This is a genomic window from Sphingomonas sp. ABOLE, from assembly GCF_003950455.1.
GTDB classification, from domain to species: Bacteria; Pseudomonadota; Alphaproteobacteria; order Sphingomonadales; family Sphingomonadaceae; genus Sphingomonas; species Sphingomonas trueperi.
Map to the genome: position 1 here is coordinate 47991 of NZ_QQWY01000029.1, position 14154 is coordinate 62144.

Annotated in this window: 16 protein-coding genes, 1 tRNA gene and 1 pseudogene; 9 read left to right on the top strand and 9 right to left on the bottom strand. The window is 66.4% G+C overall.

What is annotated here, in order from left to right:
- Positions 1-69 precede the first annotated feature (69 nt).
- Positions 70-2022 carry a S9 family peptidase gene (locus CA234_RS16880; protein WP_126002299.1) on the top strand — a complete coding sequence of 651 codons (1953 nt, stop codon included), beginning with the start codon at positions 70-72 and terminating at the stop codon, positions 2020-2022.
- On the opposite strand, the gene CA234_RS16885 is transcribed toward CA234_RS16880, so the two are convergent.
- The 6 genes from CA234_RS16885 to rpmH form a co-directional block, all read right to left on the bottom strand.
- Positions 2019-2351, bottom strand: coding sequence for a gamma-glutamylcyclotransferase family protein (locus CA234_RS16885; RefSeq protein ID WP_125978255.1), 333 nt, complete (start codon positions 2349-2351; stop codon positions 2019-2021). The two genes, CA234_RS16880 and CA234_RS16885, sit on opposite strands and share 4 nt — an antisense overlap.
- 8 nt (positions 2352-2359) lie before the next feature.
- Positions 2360-2995, bottom strand: coding sequence for a ribosome biogenesis GTP-binding protein YihA/YsxC (gene yihA / locus CA234_RS16890; protein WP_126002300.1), 636 nt, complete (start codon positions 2993-2995; stop codon positions 2360-2362).
- Positions 2996-3207: 212 nt separating this feature from the next.
- The gene (yidC, locus tag CA234_RS16900; protein WP_126002301.1) at positions 3208-4926 is read right to left on the bottom strand and encodes a membrane protein insertase YidC; all 1719 of its coding nucleotides are present in this window, start codon (positions 4924-4926) and stop codon (positions 3208-3210) included.
- Positions 4927-4947: 21 nt separating this feature from the next.
- Positions 4948-5160 carry a membrane protein insertion efficiency factor YidD gene (yidD, locus tag CA234_RS16905; protein ID WP_010545929.1) on the bottom strand — a complete coding sequence of 71 codons (213 nt, stop codon included), beginning with the start codon at positions 5158-5160 and terminating at the stop codon, positions 4948-4950.
- On the bottom strand, positions 5157-5516 hold the full coding sequence (gene rnpA / locus CA234_RS16910) for a ribonuclease P protein component (RefSeq protein WP_126002302.1): 360 nt from the start codon (positions 5514-5516) through the stop codon (positions 5157-5159). The genes yidD and rnpA overlap by 4 nt, the downstream gene beginning before the upstream one ends.
- Before the next feature lie 14 nt (positions 5517-5530).
- Complete coding sequence (gene rpmH, locus CA234_RS16915; protein WP_010545931.1) at positions 5531-5665, bottom strand: 50S ribosomal protein L34; 135 nt, start codon at positions 5663-5665, stop codon at positions 5531-5533.
- Positions 5666-5903: 238 nt separating this feature from the next.
- On the opposite strand from rpmH, the gene CA234_RS16920 reads away from it, so the two are divergent.
- The 6 genes from CA234_RS16920 (at position 5904) to CA234_RS16940 (ending at position 10297) form a co-directional block, all read left to right on the top strand.
- Positions 5904-7412 carry a YifB family Mg chelatase-like AAA ATPase gene (locus CA234_RS16920; protein WP_126002303.1) on the top strand — a complete coding sequence of 503 codons (1509 nt, stop codon included), beginning with the start codon at positions 5904-5906 and terminating at the stop codon, positions 7410-7412.
- A gap of 7 nt (positions 7413-7419) precedes the next feature.
- Positions 7420-7548, top strand: coding sequence for a hypothetical protein (locus tag CA234_RS25270; protein WP_277600126.1), 129 nt, complete (start codon positions 7420-7422; stop codon positions 7546-7548).
- A 55-nt stretch (positions 7549-7603) separates the two neighbouring features.
- Positions 7604-7867, top strand: a complete 264-nt coding sequence (locus CA234_RS16925; protein WP_125978266.1) for a cytoplasmic protein — start codon at positions 7604-7606, stop codon at positions 7865-7867.
- Positions 7868-7953: 86 nt separating this feature from the next.
- Positions 7954-8793 (top strand): formate/nitrite transporter family protein, encoded by an 840-nt coding sequence (locus CA234_RS16930; RefSeq protein ID WP_125978268.1) that lies wholly within the window; start codon positions 7954-7956, stop codon positions 8791-8793.
- A gap of 50 nt (positions 8794-8843) precedes the next feature.
- Positions 8844-8928 (top strand) — tRNA-Leu (locus tag CA234_RS16935).
- 151 nt (positions 8929-9079) lie between these two features.
- Entirely contained in the window at positions 9080-10297 is a 1218-nt protein-coding gene (locus CA234_RS16940) for an integrase arm-type DNA-binding domain-containing protein (protein ID WP_126002304.1), read from the top strand.
- A gap of 424 nt (positions 10298-10721) precedes the next feature.
- Here the strand turns inward: CA234_RS16940 and CA234_RS16945 are convergent, their stop codons facing one another.
- Positions 10722-11588, bottom strand: coding sequence for an NmrA/HSCARG family protein (locus tag CA234_RS16945; protein WP_125978272.1), 867 nt, complete (start codon positions 11586-11588; stop codon positions 10722-10724).
- 98 nt (positions 11589-11686) lie between these two features.
- Here CA234_RS16945 and CA234_RS16950 point away from each other — a divergent pair, with 98 nt between their 5' ends.
- Positions 11687-12583 (top strand): LysR family transcriptional regulator, encoded by an 897-nt coding sequence (locus CA234_RS16950; protein ID WP_241213554.1) that lies wholly within the window; start codon positions 11687-11689, stop codon positions 12581-12583.
- A gap of 17 nt (positions 12584-12600) precedes the next feature.
- On the opposite strand, the gene CA234_RS16955 is transcribed toward CA234_RS16950, so the two are convergent.
- Positions 12601-13335: an SDR family oxidoreductase gene (locus tag CA234_RS16955; RefSeq protein ID WP_206431225.1), complete on the bottom strand. Its 735-nt coding sequence runs from the start codon at positions 13333-13335 to the stop codon at positions 12601-12603.
- A gap of 131 nt (positions 13336-13466) precedes the next feature.
- Here CA234_RS16955 and CA234_RS16960 point away from each other — a divergent pair, with 131 nt between their 5' ends.
- Positions 13467-13778: a helix-turn-helix domain-containing protein gene (locus CA234_RS16960; protein ID WP_125978276.1), complete on the top strand. Its 312-nt coding sequence runs from the start codon at positions 13467-13469 to the stop codon at positions 13776-13778.
- On the opposite strand, the pseudogene CA234_RS16965 reads toward CA234_RS16960, so the two are convergent.
- Positions 13779-14027, bottom strand: a pseudogene (locus tag CA234_RS16965) (aldo/keto reductase); the annotation flags it as partial.
- Positions 14028-14154: the final 127 nt, after the last annotated feature.

Consider the following 14154-nt stretch of genomic DNA (forward strand, 5'->3'; position numbering starts at 1 on the left):
ATGGAAATCGGTCGCAGCTTGCCTGCTATCGCGACGGGGGCCGCGAATCGATGCTATCCGGGGGCAAGAATGCAGAAGAAGGGGCGGCTGCTGGCGGCGGCGGCGATGCTGTGCGGGCTGGCGATTCCGGCGGGCGCGCAGCAACAGGCGACGGCCGATGCGGGCAAGGCCGCGGCGCCGGCGCGGCTCGATGTCGCGGTGTTCGCCGAACTGCCGGCGGTGCAGCGCCCGGAGCTGTCGCCCGACGGCAAGCACATCGCGGCCAAGCTCGCGATCAACGGCGCGCAATATTTCGCGGTGATGGATCTCGACGGCGGCAACCGCAAGGTCATCGGCGCCGGCGACATCGACATCAACTGGTGGCGCTGGGTGAACGATGCCTGGCTGGTGATCGGCGTCCGCCGCGAAGTGGACGTCGAAGGCGACAAATGGCCGATCACCCGCGCGATCAGCGTCGAGGCCGCTACGGCCAAGCTGGTATCGCTCAACACCCGCGACACCGCCCAGAATGGTGACGACGTGCTGTGGATGCCGCATGACGGCTCGACTAGGGTGCTGCTGTCCGCCCAGACCTCGATCTACACCAACGAACCCGGCTTCTGGCCGAAGGTGGACGAGGTCGACGTCACCACCGGCCGCCACCGCCCGGTGATGGAAGGCCGCGAAGGGGTGATGGACTGGTATGCCGATGGCAGCGGCACGGTCCGCATGGGCGTCGGCGCGTCGATGGACGGGCGCCAGCGCCGGCTGCTCTATCGCCCCAGCGCGCGCGACAGCTTCCGGGTGATCGATCGCGCCAAGGGCATCAACGACGACCTGCTGATGCCCAAGCTGTTCCTGTCGGACCCCGGCAAGGCACTGGTGGTGCAGGACGACGACGCGGGCTTTTCGACGCTCTGGGAATATGACCTGACGACGATGCAACGGGGCAAGAAGGTGTTCGGCGTCGCCGGCTACGACATCGACGGCCCGGTGATCGACCCGCGCACCTCCACGCTGCTGGGGGTGGGAGTGACCGAGAAGGCGGCCCGCACCGAATGGTTCGATCCCGGCATGGCGGCGCTGCAGCGCAAGCTCAGCGAGCGGGTGAAGGGCGCGCGCGTGCAGATCACCAGCTACAGCGCCGATCGCTCGGTGGTGATCGCCCATGTCGGCGACGCGAGCGCGCCGGGCGCCTATTTCATCTACACCGCCGCCGACGACGGGATGACGGCGCTGTCGATGAACAACCAGACGCTGGGGCTGCGCCGTCTCCACCCGGTGACGACAATCCAGTACAAGGCGCGCGACGGCCTCGAAATCCCCGCCGTGCTCACCCTGCCGCGCGGCAGCACGGGCAAGAACCTGCCGCTGATCCTGATGCCCCATGGCGGCCCGCAGGCGCGGGACGAGGAGAGCTGGGACTTCATCGCCCAGTTCCTTGCCGACCGTGGCTATGCGGTGATCCAGCCCAATTATCGCGGCTCGTCCGGACTCGGCACCCCGTTCCTCCGCAAGGGCGACGGCCAATGGGGCCTGGCGATGCAGGACGACCTCAACGATGCGGTGAAGGCATTGGCCGACCGCGGCATCGCCGATCCCAAGCGAGTGTGCGTGGTCGGCGCCTCCTATGGCGGCTATGCGGCGCTTCGGGCGGCGCAGCGCGACGGCGCGCTGTTTCGCTGCGCCGTGTCCTATGCCGGCGTGTCCGACCTCCAGCGGATGGTCAGCTATGACTCGCAGTTCCTCGGCGGCGGCGCGGTGAAGGACTATATCAAGTCCAAGGCGCAGGATTTCCGCGCGGTCTCGCCGTACTTCCACGCGCAGGATTTCTCGATTCCCGTGTTGCTGGTGCACGGCAAGAAGGATCGGCGCGTGCCGTTCAACCAGAGCAAGGTGATGGCCGACGCGCTCAAGTCGGCAGGCAAGAGCTATGAGTTCCTCGAACAGCGCGAGGCCGACCATTTCTTCAGCCGCGCCGACGATCGGCTGACCTTCCTCAAGGCGATGGAAGCCTTCCTCGCCAAGTACAACCCTGCCTAGGCCTCGGCCTTTACATACACCCAAGCGTGGGTGCCCGAGGCGAGGGGCACCCGCACCCGGACATAATTCTCGCTTTCGTAGACGTCGGCGGCTTCCAGCTCCTTCGGGGTGAGCTGGAAGACCTTGCCCGCAATCGGCGGGCCGTCGCCGGGGACCAGCGCGAGATGCGTCTCGATGCCACTGGCGTCGAGCACGGCGGGGTCGCGGATCTGGATCTCGGTGATCACATAGCCGTGGAGCACGTCGTCGGTGCCGTCGAGCAGCCGGCCGAACTGGCGGCGCTGTACCTGCTCGAGCTGGAGCGTGCCGTAGGAGAAGAGCGGCTCCATGCCCGGGCTCAGCCGATCGCTTCGAGCACCGCGGCGCGCAGTTCGGGCAGGCCCATGCCCTTGTCGCTCGACGTCGCGAGGATCTCCGGGTGGGCGGCGGCGCGCTTGCGCGCCTCGTCCACCGTGCGCGCGGTGACCTCGGCCAGCTCGCTCGCCTTGATCTTGTCGGTCTTGGTGAGGACGATGCGGTAGCTGACGGCGGCATCGTCGAGCATCTCGAGGATCTCGCGATCGACATCCTTGATGCCGTGGCGCGAATCGATCAGCACCAGCGCGCGCTTCAGCTCCTGCCGGCCGCGCAGATAGTCGTTCACCAGGTAGCGCCACTTGCGGACCATGTCCTTGGGCGCCTTGGCGAAGCCATAGCCGGGCATGTCGACCAGGCGGAAGCGCAGCGGCTCGCCGACGTCGAAGAAGTTGAGCTCCTGCGTGCGGCCGGGCGTCACCGAGGTGCGGGCGAGGCTGTTGCGGTTGGTCAGCGCGTTGATCAGCGACGACTTGCCGACGTTCGAACGGCCCGCGAAGGCCACCTCCGGCACCGTCGGCGCGGGCAGATGCTCCAGCGCGGGCGCGGACTTGAGGAAGGCGATGGGGCCGGCGAACAGCTTGCGCGCGGCTTCGATCTGGTCGGGGTCGAAGGACATTTAATTCACACGCCTTGCTGCGGGAAATTCCTCCCCGGAACGGGGAGGGGGACCATTCGCGCCAGCGAATGGTGGAGGGGCCGCCGCGTCGGCGGCGGTGCTCCCGGTGTGCCGCGCCATTCCGCGCCTTGCGGCGCGGCCCCTCCACCACTCGCCTTCGGCGAGCGGTCCCCCTCCCCGTGCCGGGGAGGAGTTGGAAGGGTGCGCCGTCGTCACTTGGCCTTGGCCGTGCTCGGCTTCTCGACGGGCACCTTCATTTCCGGGTGGCGCGCATAGAGCCACTGCTGCTGGAGCACGGTCAGCACGTTCGAGGTGATCCAGTAGAGCTGCAGGCCGACGGCGAAGGGCGCCATCAGGAACATCAGCATCCACGGCATGATCGCGAACATCTGCTTCTGCATCTCGTCCATCGGCGCCGGGTTCATCCGCATCTGGAAGAACATCGACACGCCGAGCAGCACCGGCACCACGCCGATGGCGAGGAAGCTGGGCAGGGTGAAGTGCAGATAGCCGAACAGGTTGAGGATCGTCGCCGGATCGGGCGCGGACAGATCCTTGATCCACAGCACGAAGGGCTGGTGGCGCATTTCGATCGTCAGCAGCAGCACCTTGTACAGCGCGAACATGATCGGGATCTGCAGCAGCATCGGCGCGCAGCCGGCGAGGGGATTGACCTTCTCCGCCTTGTACAGCTGCATGATCTCCTGCTGCTGGCGCTGCTTGTCGTCCTTGTAGCGCTCCTGGATCGCCTTCATCTTGGGCTGCACCTGACGCATCTTCGCCATCGAGGCGAACTGCTTCTGCGCGATCGGGAAGAGCAGGCCGCGGATGGTGATCGTCAGCAGGATGATCGCCACGCCGAAATTGCCGACCAGCTTGAACAGCCAGCTGAGGTAGGTGAAGATCGGGCGCTCGATGATCTCGAACCAGCCCCAGTCGATCGCGCGCTCGAACTTCGCGATGTCATACTGCTTCTGGTACGCGTCGAGCAGCTTCACTTCCTTGGCACCGGCGAAGAAGTGGCTGGTATAGGTCGCTTCCTTGCCCGGGCGGATCGCGATCGGCTGGGCGAGCGCGACATCGGCCTGGTACTGCTGCGCCGCGGTGCCGCGCTGCTGGATGGTCACCCCGCCGCGCTGGTCGGGGATGGCCGCGGTCAGCCAGTAATGGTCGCTGAAGCCGACCCAGCCGCCGGTGGTGGTGAACTGCTGGGGCGTGCTCTCGATGTCCTTCCAGTCGATATAGTGCGCCGCATCGTTGGTCGCGGCGACCGGGCCGACATGCGCGGCCCACTGGCTGGTATCGGTCGAGCGCTGGCCGCGCGAGATCAGCGTATAGGGCGTCACGGCCACCGGCGCGCCGCCGCGATTGGCGACGGTCTGGCGGACGGTGAACATATAGTTCGAATCGACGCCCAGCTCGACCGTGAAGGTCTGACCGGCGCTGTTGGTGGTGGTGAGCCTGACCGGCGAGGCAGGCGTCAGCGTCTCGCCATCGGCCTTCCACACGGTGTTGCCGTCCGGCGCGCCAGCGCCCTGCCAGCCGAACTGCGCGAAATAGCTGCCCTCGGCACCGCTCGGCGAGAGCAGGCGGATCGGCGGCGAATTCTTGGCGACGGTCTGGTCATATTCGCGCAGGACGAGATCGTCGATGCGCAGGCCCTTGAGGTTGATCGAGCCCTTCAGCGCGGGCGTGTCGATCGCCACGCGGGGGCTGTCGGCCAGCACCGCGTCGCGGCTGCGAATCGTCTTCGGGGCGTTGGTCGCCGGATCGACGCCCGAATTGGGCACCGGCTGCAGCTTGCCGTCGACCATCTTCGCGGGGGCGGCCGGCTGCTGCGGGAAAAACCAGTGGCTGATCATCGGCCAGCCGAGCAGCACGAGCGCCGCGAACGCCGCGAAGAGGATGAAATTCTTCTGTTCTTCTTTCACCGATAATCCCCGGAAGGAAACTCAAGGAACGGGATCTGGGCCGTGCCCGCCCCATGGATGGCAGCGCGCGATGCGCCGGAGCGCAAGCCAGCCGCCTTTCACCGCCCCATAGCGGCGAAGCGCCTCGATTGCATAGGCCGAACAGGAAGGCTGGTAGCGGCAGGTGGGCGGCAGGATCAGCGACGGCCCCAGCTGCCAGGCGCGCGCGAGCAGCATCAGCAGGCGCGCGATCATGATTCGACCTTGGGGTCGGCCTTGGGGCGCACGCGCCGAAGCGCCTTGGCGAGTTCCGCCTTCAGATCGGCATAGGGGCGTTCGATTCCGCCATTCCGGCCGATCAGCACGTGATCCGCGCCGGCGATCCCCGCTTCTGGCAGGATTTCGCGCGCGAGCATGCGAAAGCGCCGCTTCATCCGATTGCGGATAACGGCGTTGCCAACTTTCTTGGATACGGTAATGCCGATCCGCATCGACGGATCGGCATCGTTCCGTTCGCGCACCAGCAGGACGAAACCGGGCATCGGTGCCCGCTTTCCCCCGTTGGCGGCGAGATAGTCCTTGCGCTGCGTGAGCCGGTCGAGGCTCAGCAAGGGCGTGTCGGTGCTTACGCCGACAGCTTCTTGCGGCCGCGGGCGCGGCGGGCGCGGATCACATTGCGACCGCCCGGGGTCGCCATCCGTGCACGGAAGCCGTGCCGGCGCGCACGCACCAGGTTGCTCGGCTGAAAGGTCCGCTTCATCGCTCATCCTCGAGTATCTAGAACGTAAAAGGGCCGCCACAGGGGCGGCCGCGTGTCGAGCGCCATTACGGGCAAGTGGCGCCAGAGTCAACGCAGGATGCGGAGATAGGCCGGGTTCGGAGCACATCGCCCCGAAGATGGGAGGAGTGTGGTGCTTGTGCAATACGCTCCCCGTCGATCGCACCGCTTCCGTAGCGCGCAAAAGCCGCTATGCTCCCAAATCGGGGAGGGGGCTCTCTTGGTCGCCAGCGTCTCGACGGTAGCCTATCTGGGGTTGGAAGCGCGCGCGGTGGAGGTGCAATGCAACCTCGTCGCCGGGCTCCCCAAGTTCGTCGTCGTCGGCCTGCCCGACAAGGCGGTGGCGGAAAGCCGCGAGCGGGTGCGCGCGGCGATGGCCGCGATCGGCCTCGCGCTGCCGCCCAAGCATATCGTGCTCAACCTCTCGCCCGCCGACCTGCCCAAGGAAGGATCGCATTTCGACCTGCCGATCGCGCTGGCGCTGCTTGCCGCGATGGGCGCGGTCGATGCCGAGACGATCGCGGGCTATGTCGTGGTCGGCGAGCTGGCGCTCGACGGGCGGATCGCGCCGTCGCCGGGGGTGCTGCTCGCGGCGATGCACGCGGCCGAGGCGGGCAAGGGACTGGTCTGCCCCGCCGCGCAGGGGCCCGAGGCGAGCTGGGCGGGGCAGGTGGAGGTGCTCGCCGCGCCCGACCTGATCAGCCTGCTCAACCACTTCAAGGGCAACCAGCTGCTGCCCAGCCCGGTGCCGGGCGAGGTCGATGCGCCGGGGGCGGGGCCGGACCTCGCCCAGGTGAAGGGGCAGGAGACCGCCAAGCGCGCGCTGGAGATCGCCGCGGCGGGTGGGCATAATCTCTTGTTCGTAGGGCCGCCGGGCGCGGGCAAGTCGCTGATGGCGGCGTGCCTGCCGGGCATCCTGCCGCCGCTCGAGGCGGCCGAGGCGCTGGAAGTGTCGATGGTCGCCTCGGTCGCGGGCACGCTGCAGGGCGGGCGGCTGACGCGCACCCGGCCGTTCCGCGCGCCGCATCACTCGGCGTCGATGGCGGCGCTGACCGGCGGCGGGCTCAAGGTCAAGCCGGGCGAGGTGAGCCTCGCGCATCTCGGCGTGCTGTTCCTCGACGAGCTGCCGGAGTTCCAGCGGGCAGTGCTCGATTCGCTCCGCCAACCCTTGGAAGCAGGCGTGGTGAGCGTCGCGCGGGCCAATGCGCATGTGACCTTTCCGGCGCGGGTGCAGCTGATCGCGGCGATGAACCCCTGCCGCTGCGGGCATCTCGGCGACCCGGCGCTGGCCTGCGCCCGCGCGCCGCGCTGCGCCGCGGACTATCAGGCTAAGGTCTCCGGGCCTTTGCTCGACCGCATCGACCTGCATGTCGAGGTCCAGCCGGTCACCGCCGCCGACCTCGTCCTGCCGCCCCCCGCCGAGGGATCGGCCGAGGTGGCGGCGCGGGTGGCGGCGGCGCGGGGGCTCCAGACGGCGCGCTATGCGGGTACGGCCGTGCGCACCAATGCCGAAGCCGATGGCGAGCCGCTGATGGCGGTCGCCACGCCCGACGACGCCGGCCGCAAGCTGCTAGCCCAGGCGGCGGAGGCGATGCGGCTCTCGGCACGCGGCTATACAAGGGTGCTGCGGGTGGCGCGGACGATCGCCGATCTGGCGGGTGCCGAGGGGGTAGGGCGCATCCATGTCGCGGAGGCGCTCAGCTACCGCCGCCAGGCGCCGCGGAGCTGAGCGGGCCATGCTGATCGAGGCGATCCTGGAATATCTCGGCGCCATCGGCGGACCGGATCGCGGGACATGGAAGCTGTGGCTGCGGATCATGGGAGCAGGCACTATAGCCTGCGCGCTGCTCGCATGGCTTGCGTAGCGCGGCAGCGTCCGCCCCAGTTGCGGACGCTCCCGATGCCGCCCACACTGCTTTCATGGACTTTCTACGCACCACGCTCGATGCCGCTCACCACCATTCCACCAACCACCGAACAGATCTAGAGCGCAGCGATGTTTGCGGCTGCTTCTTCTGTGCAAAAACTTTCGCGGTCAGCGATGTGGAAGAGTGGGTCGAGGATGAAAGCGGGACCGCCCTTTGCCCCAATTGCGGCATTGATTCAGTCATTGGCTCCGCGTCCGGGTTCCCCGTCGCTGATCCCAACTTTCTCCGCGCCATGCATGATGTGTGGTTTAGGTGACTGTCCGCTTCCCACCCACTTCCAGCCATTCCTCTCCTTCGGCACGACCGGCAGCAACCTCCCGCCGACATCGACGTTGAGCGCAGGTGCAACAGCCCCGAAACGAAGCGCCCGAAGGCGAAGAGCCCGATCTTCCCCCCGACGAGGAGGAGGAAGTCCAGGAACGCGAGGCCGCGTCCTCGCGCGTCATCCACGAGGTCATTCGCCGCCAGGGCGACGAGGAACTCGACCGGCCGGCGAGTTCGCTGTTCTTCTCCGGCGTGGTCGCCGGCGTCGCGATGGCGGCCTCGGTGCTCGGGCGCGGGCTGATCGAGAGTCACCTGCCCGATACCGAATGGCGGCTGCCGGTTTCGAGCATCGGCTATTGTCTGGGCTTCGTGATCGTCGTGCTCGGCCGGCTGCAGCTGTTCACCGAAAGTACGCTCTCCGCCGTGATTCCCGTCGCGGCGAGCCCTACCTTCCGCAACGTCACACGGCTCGGCCGGCTCTGGGGGCTGGTGCTGGCGGCCAATCTCGTCGGCACGTTCCTGATCGCCTGGCTCGCGACGGAAGGCTGGGTGGGAACCGAGGCAAGCACCAAGGCGATGCTCGACACCTCGCGCAGCCTGCTCGAGCTTTCCGGCTGGGATGCGGTGCGCGCGGCGGTGCCGGCGGGCTTCCTGATGGCGGGGATCGCGTGGTCGCTGCCCGGCGCGCGGCGGCAGGAATTCTTCGTGCTGGTGTTCTGCACCTATTTCATCTCGCTCGGCGAGTTCGCGCATGTCGTGGCGGGCGCGGTGGAGGCGTGGATGCTGTGGCTGGCGGGCGAGGCGAGCCTCGGCTGGGTGCTGGGCGGCTTCCTGGCGCCGGCGCTGTTCGGCAACATCCTCGGCGGATCGGTGCTGTTCGCATTGCTGGCGCACGCCCAGGTGCGCGAGGAGACGTGAAGCGGGTTGCAGCGCGGCGAAGCTTCGTCTAGCCCTGCGCATCCTTCGCTGCCCCTGTGGCGAAATTGGTAGACGCATTCGACTCAAAATCGAACGCCGAAAGGCATGCTGGTTCGAGTCCGGCCAGGGGCACCAGTACATATTGAGAACATTGTAGAAATCCGCGGAAAACTGCGATAAAATCGCTGTTAACAGTCCCGTGGTTTCTCATTTTGTTCCGCTAAGGCCCGCAAAAAGTGGGCCACGAATCGGTGGACCAGGGGCTTCGCAGGCGTCGTGGCCCACCATGCTAACCGTCGTCGAAATCCGTGCGCTCAAGCCCCGCGATCGCCCGTTCAAGGTGTCGGACGGCGACGGCCTGTATCTTCTCGTGCAGCCATCCGGGGCGTTGCTCTGGCGATTTCGCTACAAGGTTTTCGGGATCGAGCGGAAGCTGTCGCTCGGGGGCTTTCCTCAAGTGACCCTTCAACAGGCTCGGCGGAAGCGCGACGAGGCCCGTTCTGAGCTCACGGATGGCTTTGACCCCGTCGAGGCAAAACGGCTGAAGCGCCTCGAGGCAGAGCACTCGGCTAAGACCACCTTCGGGCTGGTTGCCGGCGAATATATTGAGAAGATGGAGCGAGAGGGGAAATCCGCCGCTACGCTGAAGAAGGCGCGTTGGTTTCTGGAACTGCTGAGCGGAATCGCCAAGCGGCCGATCACGGAGATCACCCCGCACGAGTTGCTGGACACGCTGAAGCGTGTCGAACGAAAGGGGCACCACGAGACCGCGGTTCGCCTACGATCCTTCGCCGGTCGCGTGTTTCGCTACGGCTTCGCGACGTTACGCACCGAGCGAAATCCAGCCGAAATCTCTCGCGGCGCACTGATCGTCCCACGCGTGAAGCATCACGCCGCTATTGTCGAGTCGAAGAAAGTAGGGGAACTGCTTCGGGCCATTGAGGACTATAAAGGGCGACCGGAAACGCTTTATGCCCTGCGCATCGCGCCGCACGTCTTCCTCCGGCCGGGCGAACTGCGGCAGGCTAAGTGGAACGAGATCGACTTCGTCGCCAAGGTCTGGCGGGTGCCGCCCGAGCGCATGAAGATGAAGCAGCCGCATGCCGTGCCGCTATCGCGTCAGGTGATATATCTTTTGCAGGAGTTGCGTTCGCTTCCACGAACGAGCGAATATCTGTTCCCCGCGCTCTACACCACGCAGCGTCCGATTTCTGACAACACGATGAATGTTGCGCTCCGACGGCTGGGCTTCGACCATGATGAAATGACCAGCCATGGCTTTCGCGCGATGGCCAGCACGCTGCTCAACGAGTCTGGCCTCTGGCACCCTGACGCAATCGAGCGCGCGTTGGCGCATGGTGAAAGGGATCGCGTTCGGGCAGCATATCATCGTGGCGCGCATTGGGAGGAACGCGTTCGCATGGCGCAGTGGTGGTCGGACTATCTCGACCAACTGCGGGTTGGAGGCACCGTGATAAAGGCGAGCTTCAAGAAGCGCAGATGAAGTCCGCCTAATCGTGGTGAAGGGAAACCAACCGATCGAAATACGATTCTTAAAATAAGTACTTACCGCACTGCAGCAAAAATTGAGCCCCAGGGGTCAGGCCCCACTCCCCTTTTCGTAAATCGGGTTCGAAGCACAAACGCGATCGGGTTGGGCAACTACGACCGTCGGAGATGTCCCACGATCGTTCGTCAGCTGCCGACCAGCTTGCGTCGTCCGCCACCCGTGCTTCCAGCGACAGCTTCTGCCAAATGCTGCCGCTCAACAGGCACAATGCAGTGGTGGCGAACGATTTGCAGCGGCTTAGGCGCACACCTGCGGGATGTCTTGGACGCCGAAGGCCTCCGCCCCCGACGGACAGCGAACTGCCGAAGCGTGCCAGTCGCCGGATACGCGATCCGGGACTGGCATCTCCCAGTGTTATTCAGGCGCCCGCCAACGTCGCAGCGGTTTCCCGATAGCCATGCAGCGGGCGGCCGAGCATCGCGGTCAGGCGTTCGCGATCCCCATCGTCCGGGATCATGCCGTCGCTGACATAGCGCTCCGCCATCAGGCGCATTTCATAGGCGGTCCAGCGCGGCAGGAAGGTCGCCATATTCTGCTCGAACCCGTTGGGGTCATCACCGCCATAGACGACTGGACGGCCCAGCACGTCGGACCAGATCGCCGCGACGCTTTCGCCCGTGAGCGTCTCGGGACCGACCAAGTTGATCGTCTCGATCGGCAGCTTCTCGGGCGCGCGGTCGCGGCGCAGCAGTTCGAGCGCGGCGACCTCCGCAATGTCGCGGGTATCCACCATGGTGACGCCCTTGCTGCCGATCGGCATCGGGTAGACGCCGTGTTGGAGGATGACGTCCTTCACCATCGCTTCGTTGTCGATGAAATAGGTCGGCCGCAGGATCGTCGCGCCGAAATCCATCGCCGCCAGCATCCGCTCGGCGCCCGACTTAACCGCGAAGTGCGGAACGTTGACCGCCCCGTCGGCGTCGAAGACCGACAGGTAGACGATCCGGTCCACCCCGGCCTCGCGGGCAAGATTGAGCGTGATGAGCGCCTGGGTGAATTCGTCGCCCGTCACCGCGTTCAGGAGGAACAGCGTGCGGACGCCCGCGAACGCGGCGCGCATGGCATCGATGTCCAGCAGGTCGCCCTGCGCGACCTCGACGCCGGCCGGAAAGGTGGTCTTGGTAGGGTCGCGGGTGAGAACGCGGACATTGGCATCGCGGGCAATGAGCTGGTCGACGACCTGGCGGCCGACACGGCCAGTGGCACCGGTTACGAGAATGGTCATGGAATTTCTCCTTGGGTCTTGCTGACCCGACAAAGATGCGTGATCCATGAGTGCGCAAATAGACGCGTATTCTGGACGAACCGTCTCACTGGTGGAACATGATGGATCTTCTTGCTCTTGCCGATTTCACGCTGGTCGCGCGCCATGGCGGCTTCGGCAAAGCGGCGCGGGCCACCCGCAGACCCAAGGCGACGCTCTCCCGCCGCGTCTCCAATTTGGAGGCGACGCTCGATCTTCGGCTTTTGGAGCGGGGGCAACGCGACCTCAAGCTGACCGAGGAGGGGCGGGCATTGTTCGAGCGCGCCGGCGCGCTGCTGGCCGAGCTGGAGGAGACGACCGCCGCCATCGCGCAGGGCAGCGCGCGCGTGCGGGGGCGGCTGCGGATCAGCGCGCCGCTGCTCTTCTCGCAGACGGCGATGGGGCGGCTGGCAGCGGGTTTCGCGCGGCGATACCCCGAGGTCCGGCTGGAGGTCACCGCCGACGATCGCGCGGTGGACATGATCGAGGAGGGCTATGATCTGGTGATCCGCGTCGATCCGGCTGCCGACGATGCGCTGGTCGGTCGGCCGTTCCTGCACGATCGGCTGGTGGTGGTGACGAGCGCGCAATTGTCGCTGCCGGAAGGCGGCGCGGTTCCCGCTGTGGTCCGCGGCGATGATCCGGCGTGGAACTGGACGGTCTCGGGCACGGACGGCGCCCGCGAGATCGCGATCGATCCGGTGCTGCGGCTGTCGTCGTTGGTGATGATCCGGGATGCGGTCCGGGCAGGGGGCGGGGCGGCGCGGCTGCCGCTATCGTTGGTCAGCCGCGATATTGCCGCGAAGCGGCTGACATGGTGGGGCGATGTGACGGGTTCGGACATCGCCTTGTGGGCGCTATACCCATCGCGCCGCCTGCTAAGCGCCAGAGTGTCAGCGTTTCTCGACGTGCTGCGCGAGGCTTTCCCCAACGGAACGCCGGAAGAGCTGGCCGCCTATCTAGACGACCAGCCCTGACCGGCGGAGGCGTCGTCTTACGCCGTCGCGCCGCCATCGATGTTGAGCGTCGTGCCGGTGATGTAGCTGGCGTCCGGTCCGGCGAGGAACGCGACCGCACCCGCGATCTCCTCGACTTTGCCATAGCGCCCGAGCGGGATGGCGCCCAGGACCTGCCCCGCAAACTCGCTGTCGGCCGGGTTCATGTCGGTATCGATCGGCCCCGGCTGAACGGTATTGACCAGGATGTTGCGGGCCGCGAGGTCCTTCGCCCAGCCGCGAGCCAGTGCCGCAACCGCTGCTTTGGTTGCGCTATAGACCGTGGTCGCGGGGAAGGCCATCTCGCCCGAGATGCTGCCGATCAGGATGATCCGCCCGCCGTCGCGAAGGTGCGGCAGCGCCGCGCGCGTGCCGACATGCAGGCCCTTCACGTTGACGGCGAATTGGCGATCATAGGTTTCGTCGGTGTCGTCGGCGACGGGCGAGAACTCCGCCACGCCCGCATTGTGGACGAGAATGTCGATCCCACCCAGCGCCGCGGCCGCCTGTTCGATACCGCCGCGCTGCGAGCTCGGATCCCCGGCATTGGCCTGGAAGGCGAAGGCGGTGCCACCAGCGCTTTCGATCGCCGCCACGGTGGCGTCCGCCGCCGCCTTGTTGCCGGCATAGGTGATCGCAACCGCCGCGCCGTCGGCTGCCAGCCGCTTGGCGATCGCCGCACCGATCCCGCGCGATCCGCCGGTGACAAGTGCCTTTTTGTCCTGAAGTGACATGTAAATACTCCATAAGATGTGGCCCGCGATCACGGCGTCGTGCGCTGTCGGCAGCCGGGATATGGCGCGCCAGTTCAACGGTTCAACATTCCCGAACTATTAAATTGATTGGAAAACCCTATATCGGTTCCATGGCCCGTTTCACTCATCCAAGGCTGGAAGACGTTCCGCTCGAGCTGGCGCTGCACGCCTTGGCCGATCCCAATCGGCTGGAGATGGTCGCGCGGCTGGCGGCCGCCGAACGGTTGCGCTGTTCGGATGCCGCGCCCTGCGAAGCCATCCCCAAAAGCACCTTGTCCAATCACCTCAAGCTGCTCCGCGCAGCGGGGCTCATCGAGACGACCCAGGCGGGGCGCGAGATGATCAATACCCTGCGGCGATCCGAGTTCGATCGCCGCTTCCCGGGATTGCTCGACGCGGTGCTCGCCAATCGGTCGGCCTGATCACCCGTCGATCGCGTCGAGGCGGGTCACGGCGTCGGCAGGGAGCTCTAGCGAGGCCGCGGCCAAATTTTCGTGGAGATGCGCCACCGACGACGTGCCCGGTATAAGCAGGATGTTAGGCGATCGCTGGAGCAGCCAGGCAAGCGCCACCTGCATCGGCGTCGCGTCGAGCGCGGCTGCAACGTCGGACAGTGCCGCCGATTGCAATGGGCTGAAGCCGCCGAGCGGAAAGAAGGGGACATAAGCGACTGAACCGCGCCGGGTTTGTCGGAGGCCCCAACTCCTGAGAGGAAGGGCCTATGACGAGCAAGACGACGAACAAGTTCTCGCCTGAGGTTCGCACGCGCGCGGTGCGGATGGTGCTGGAACACGAGAA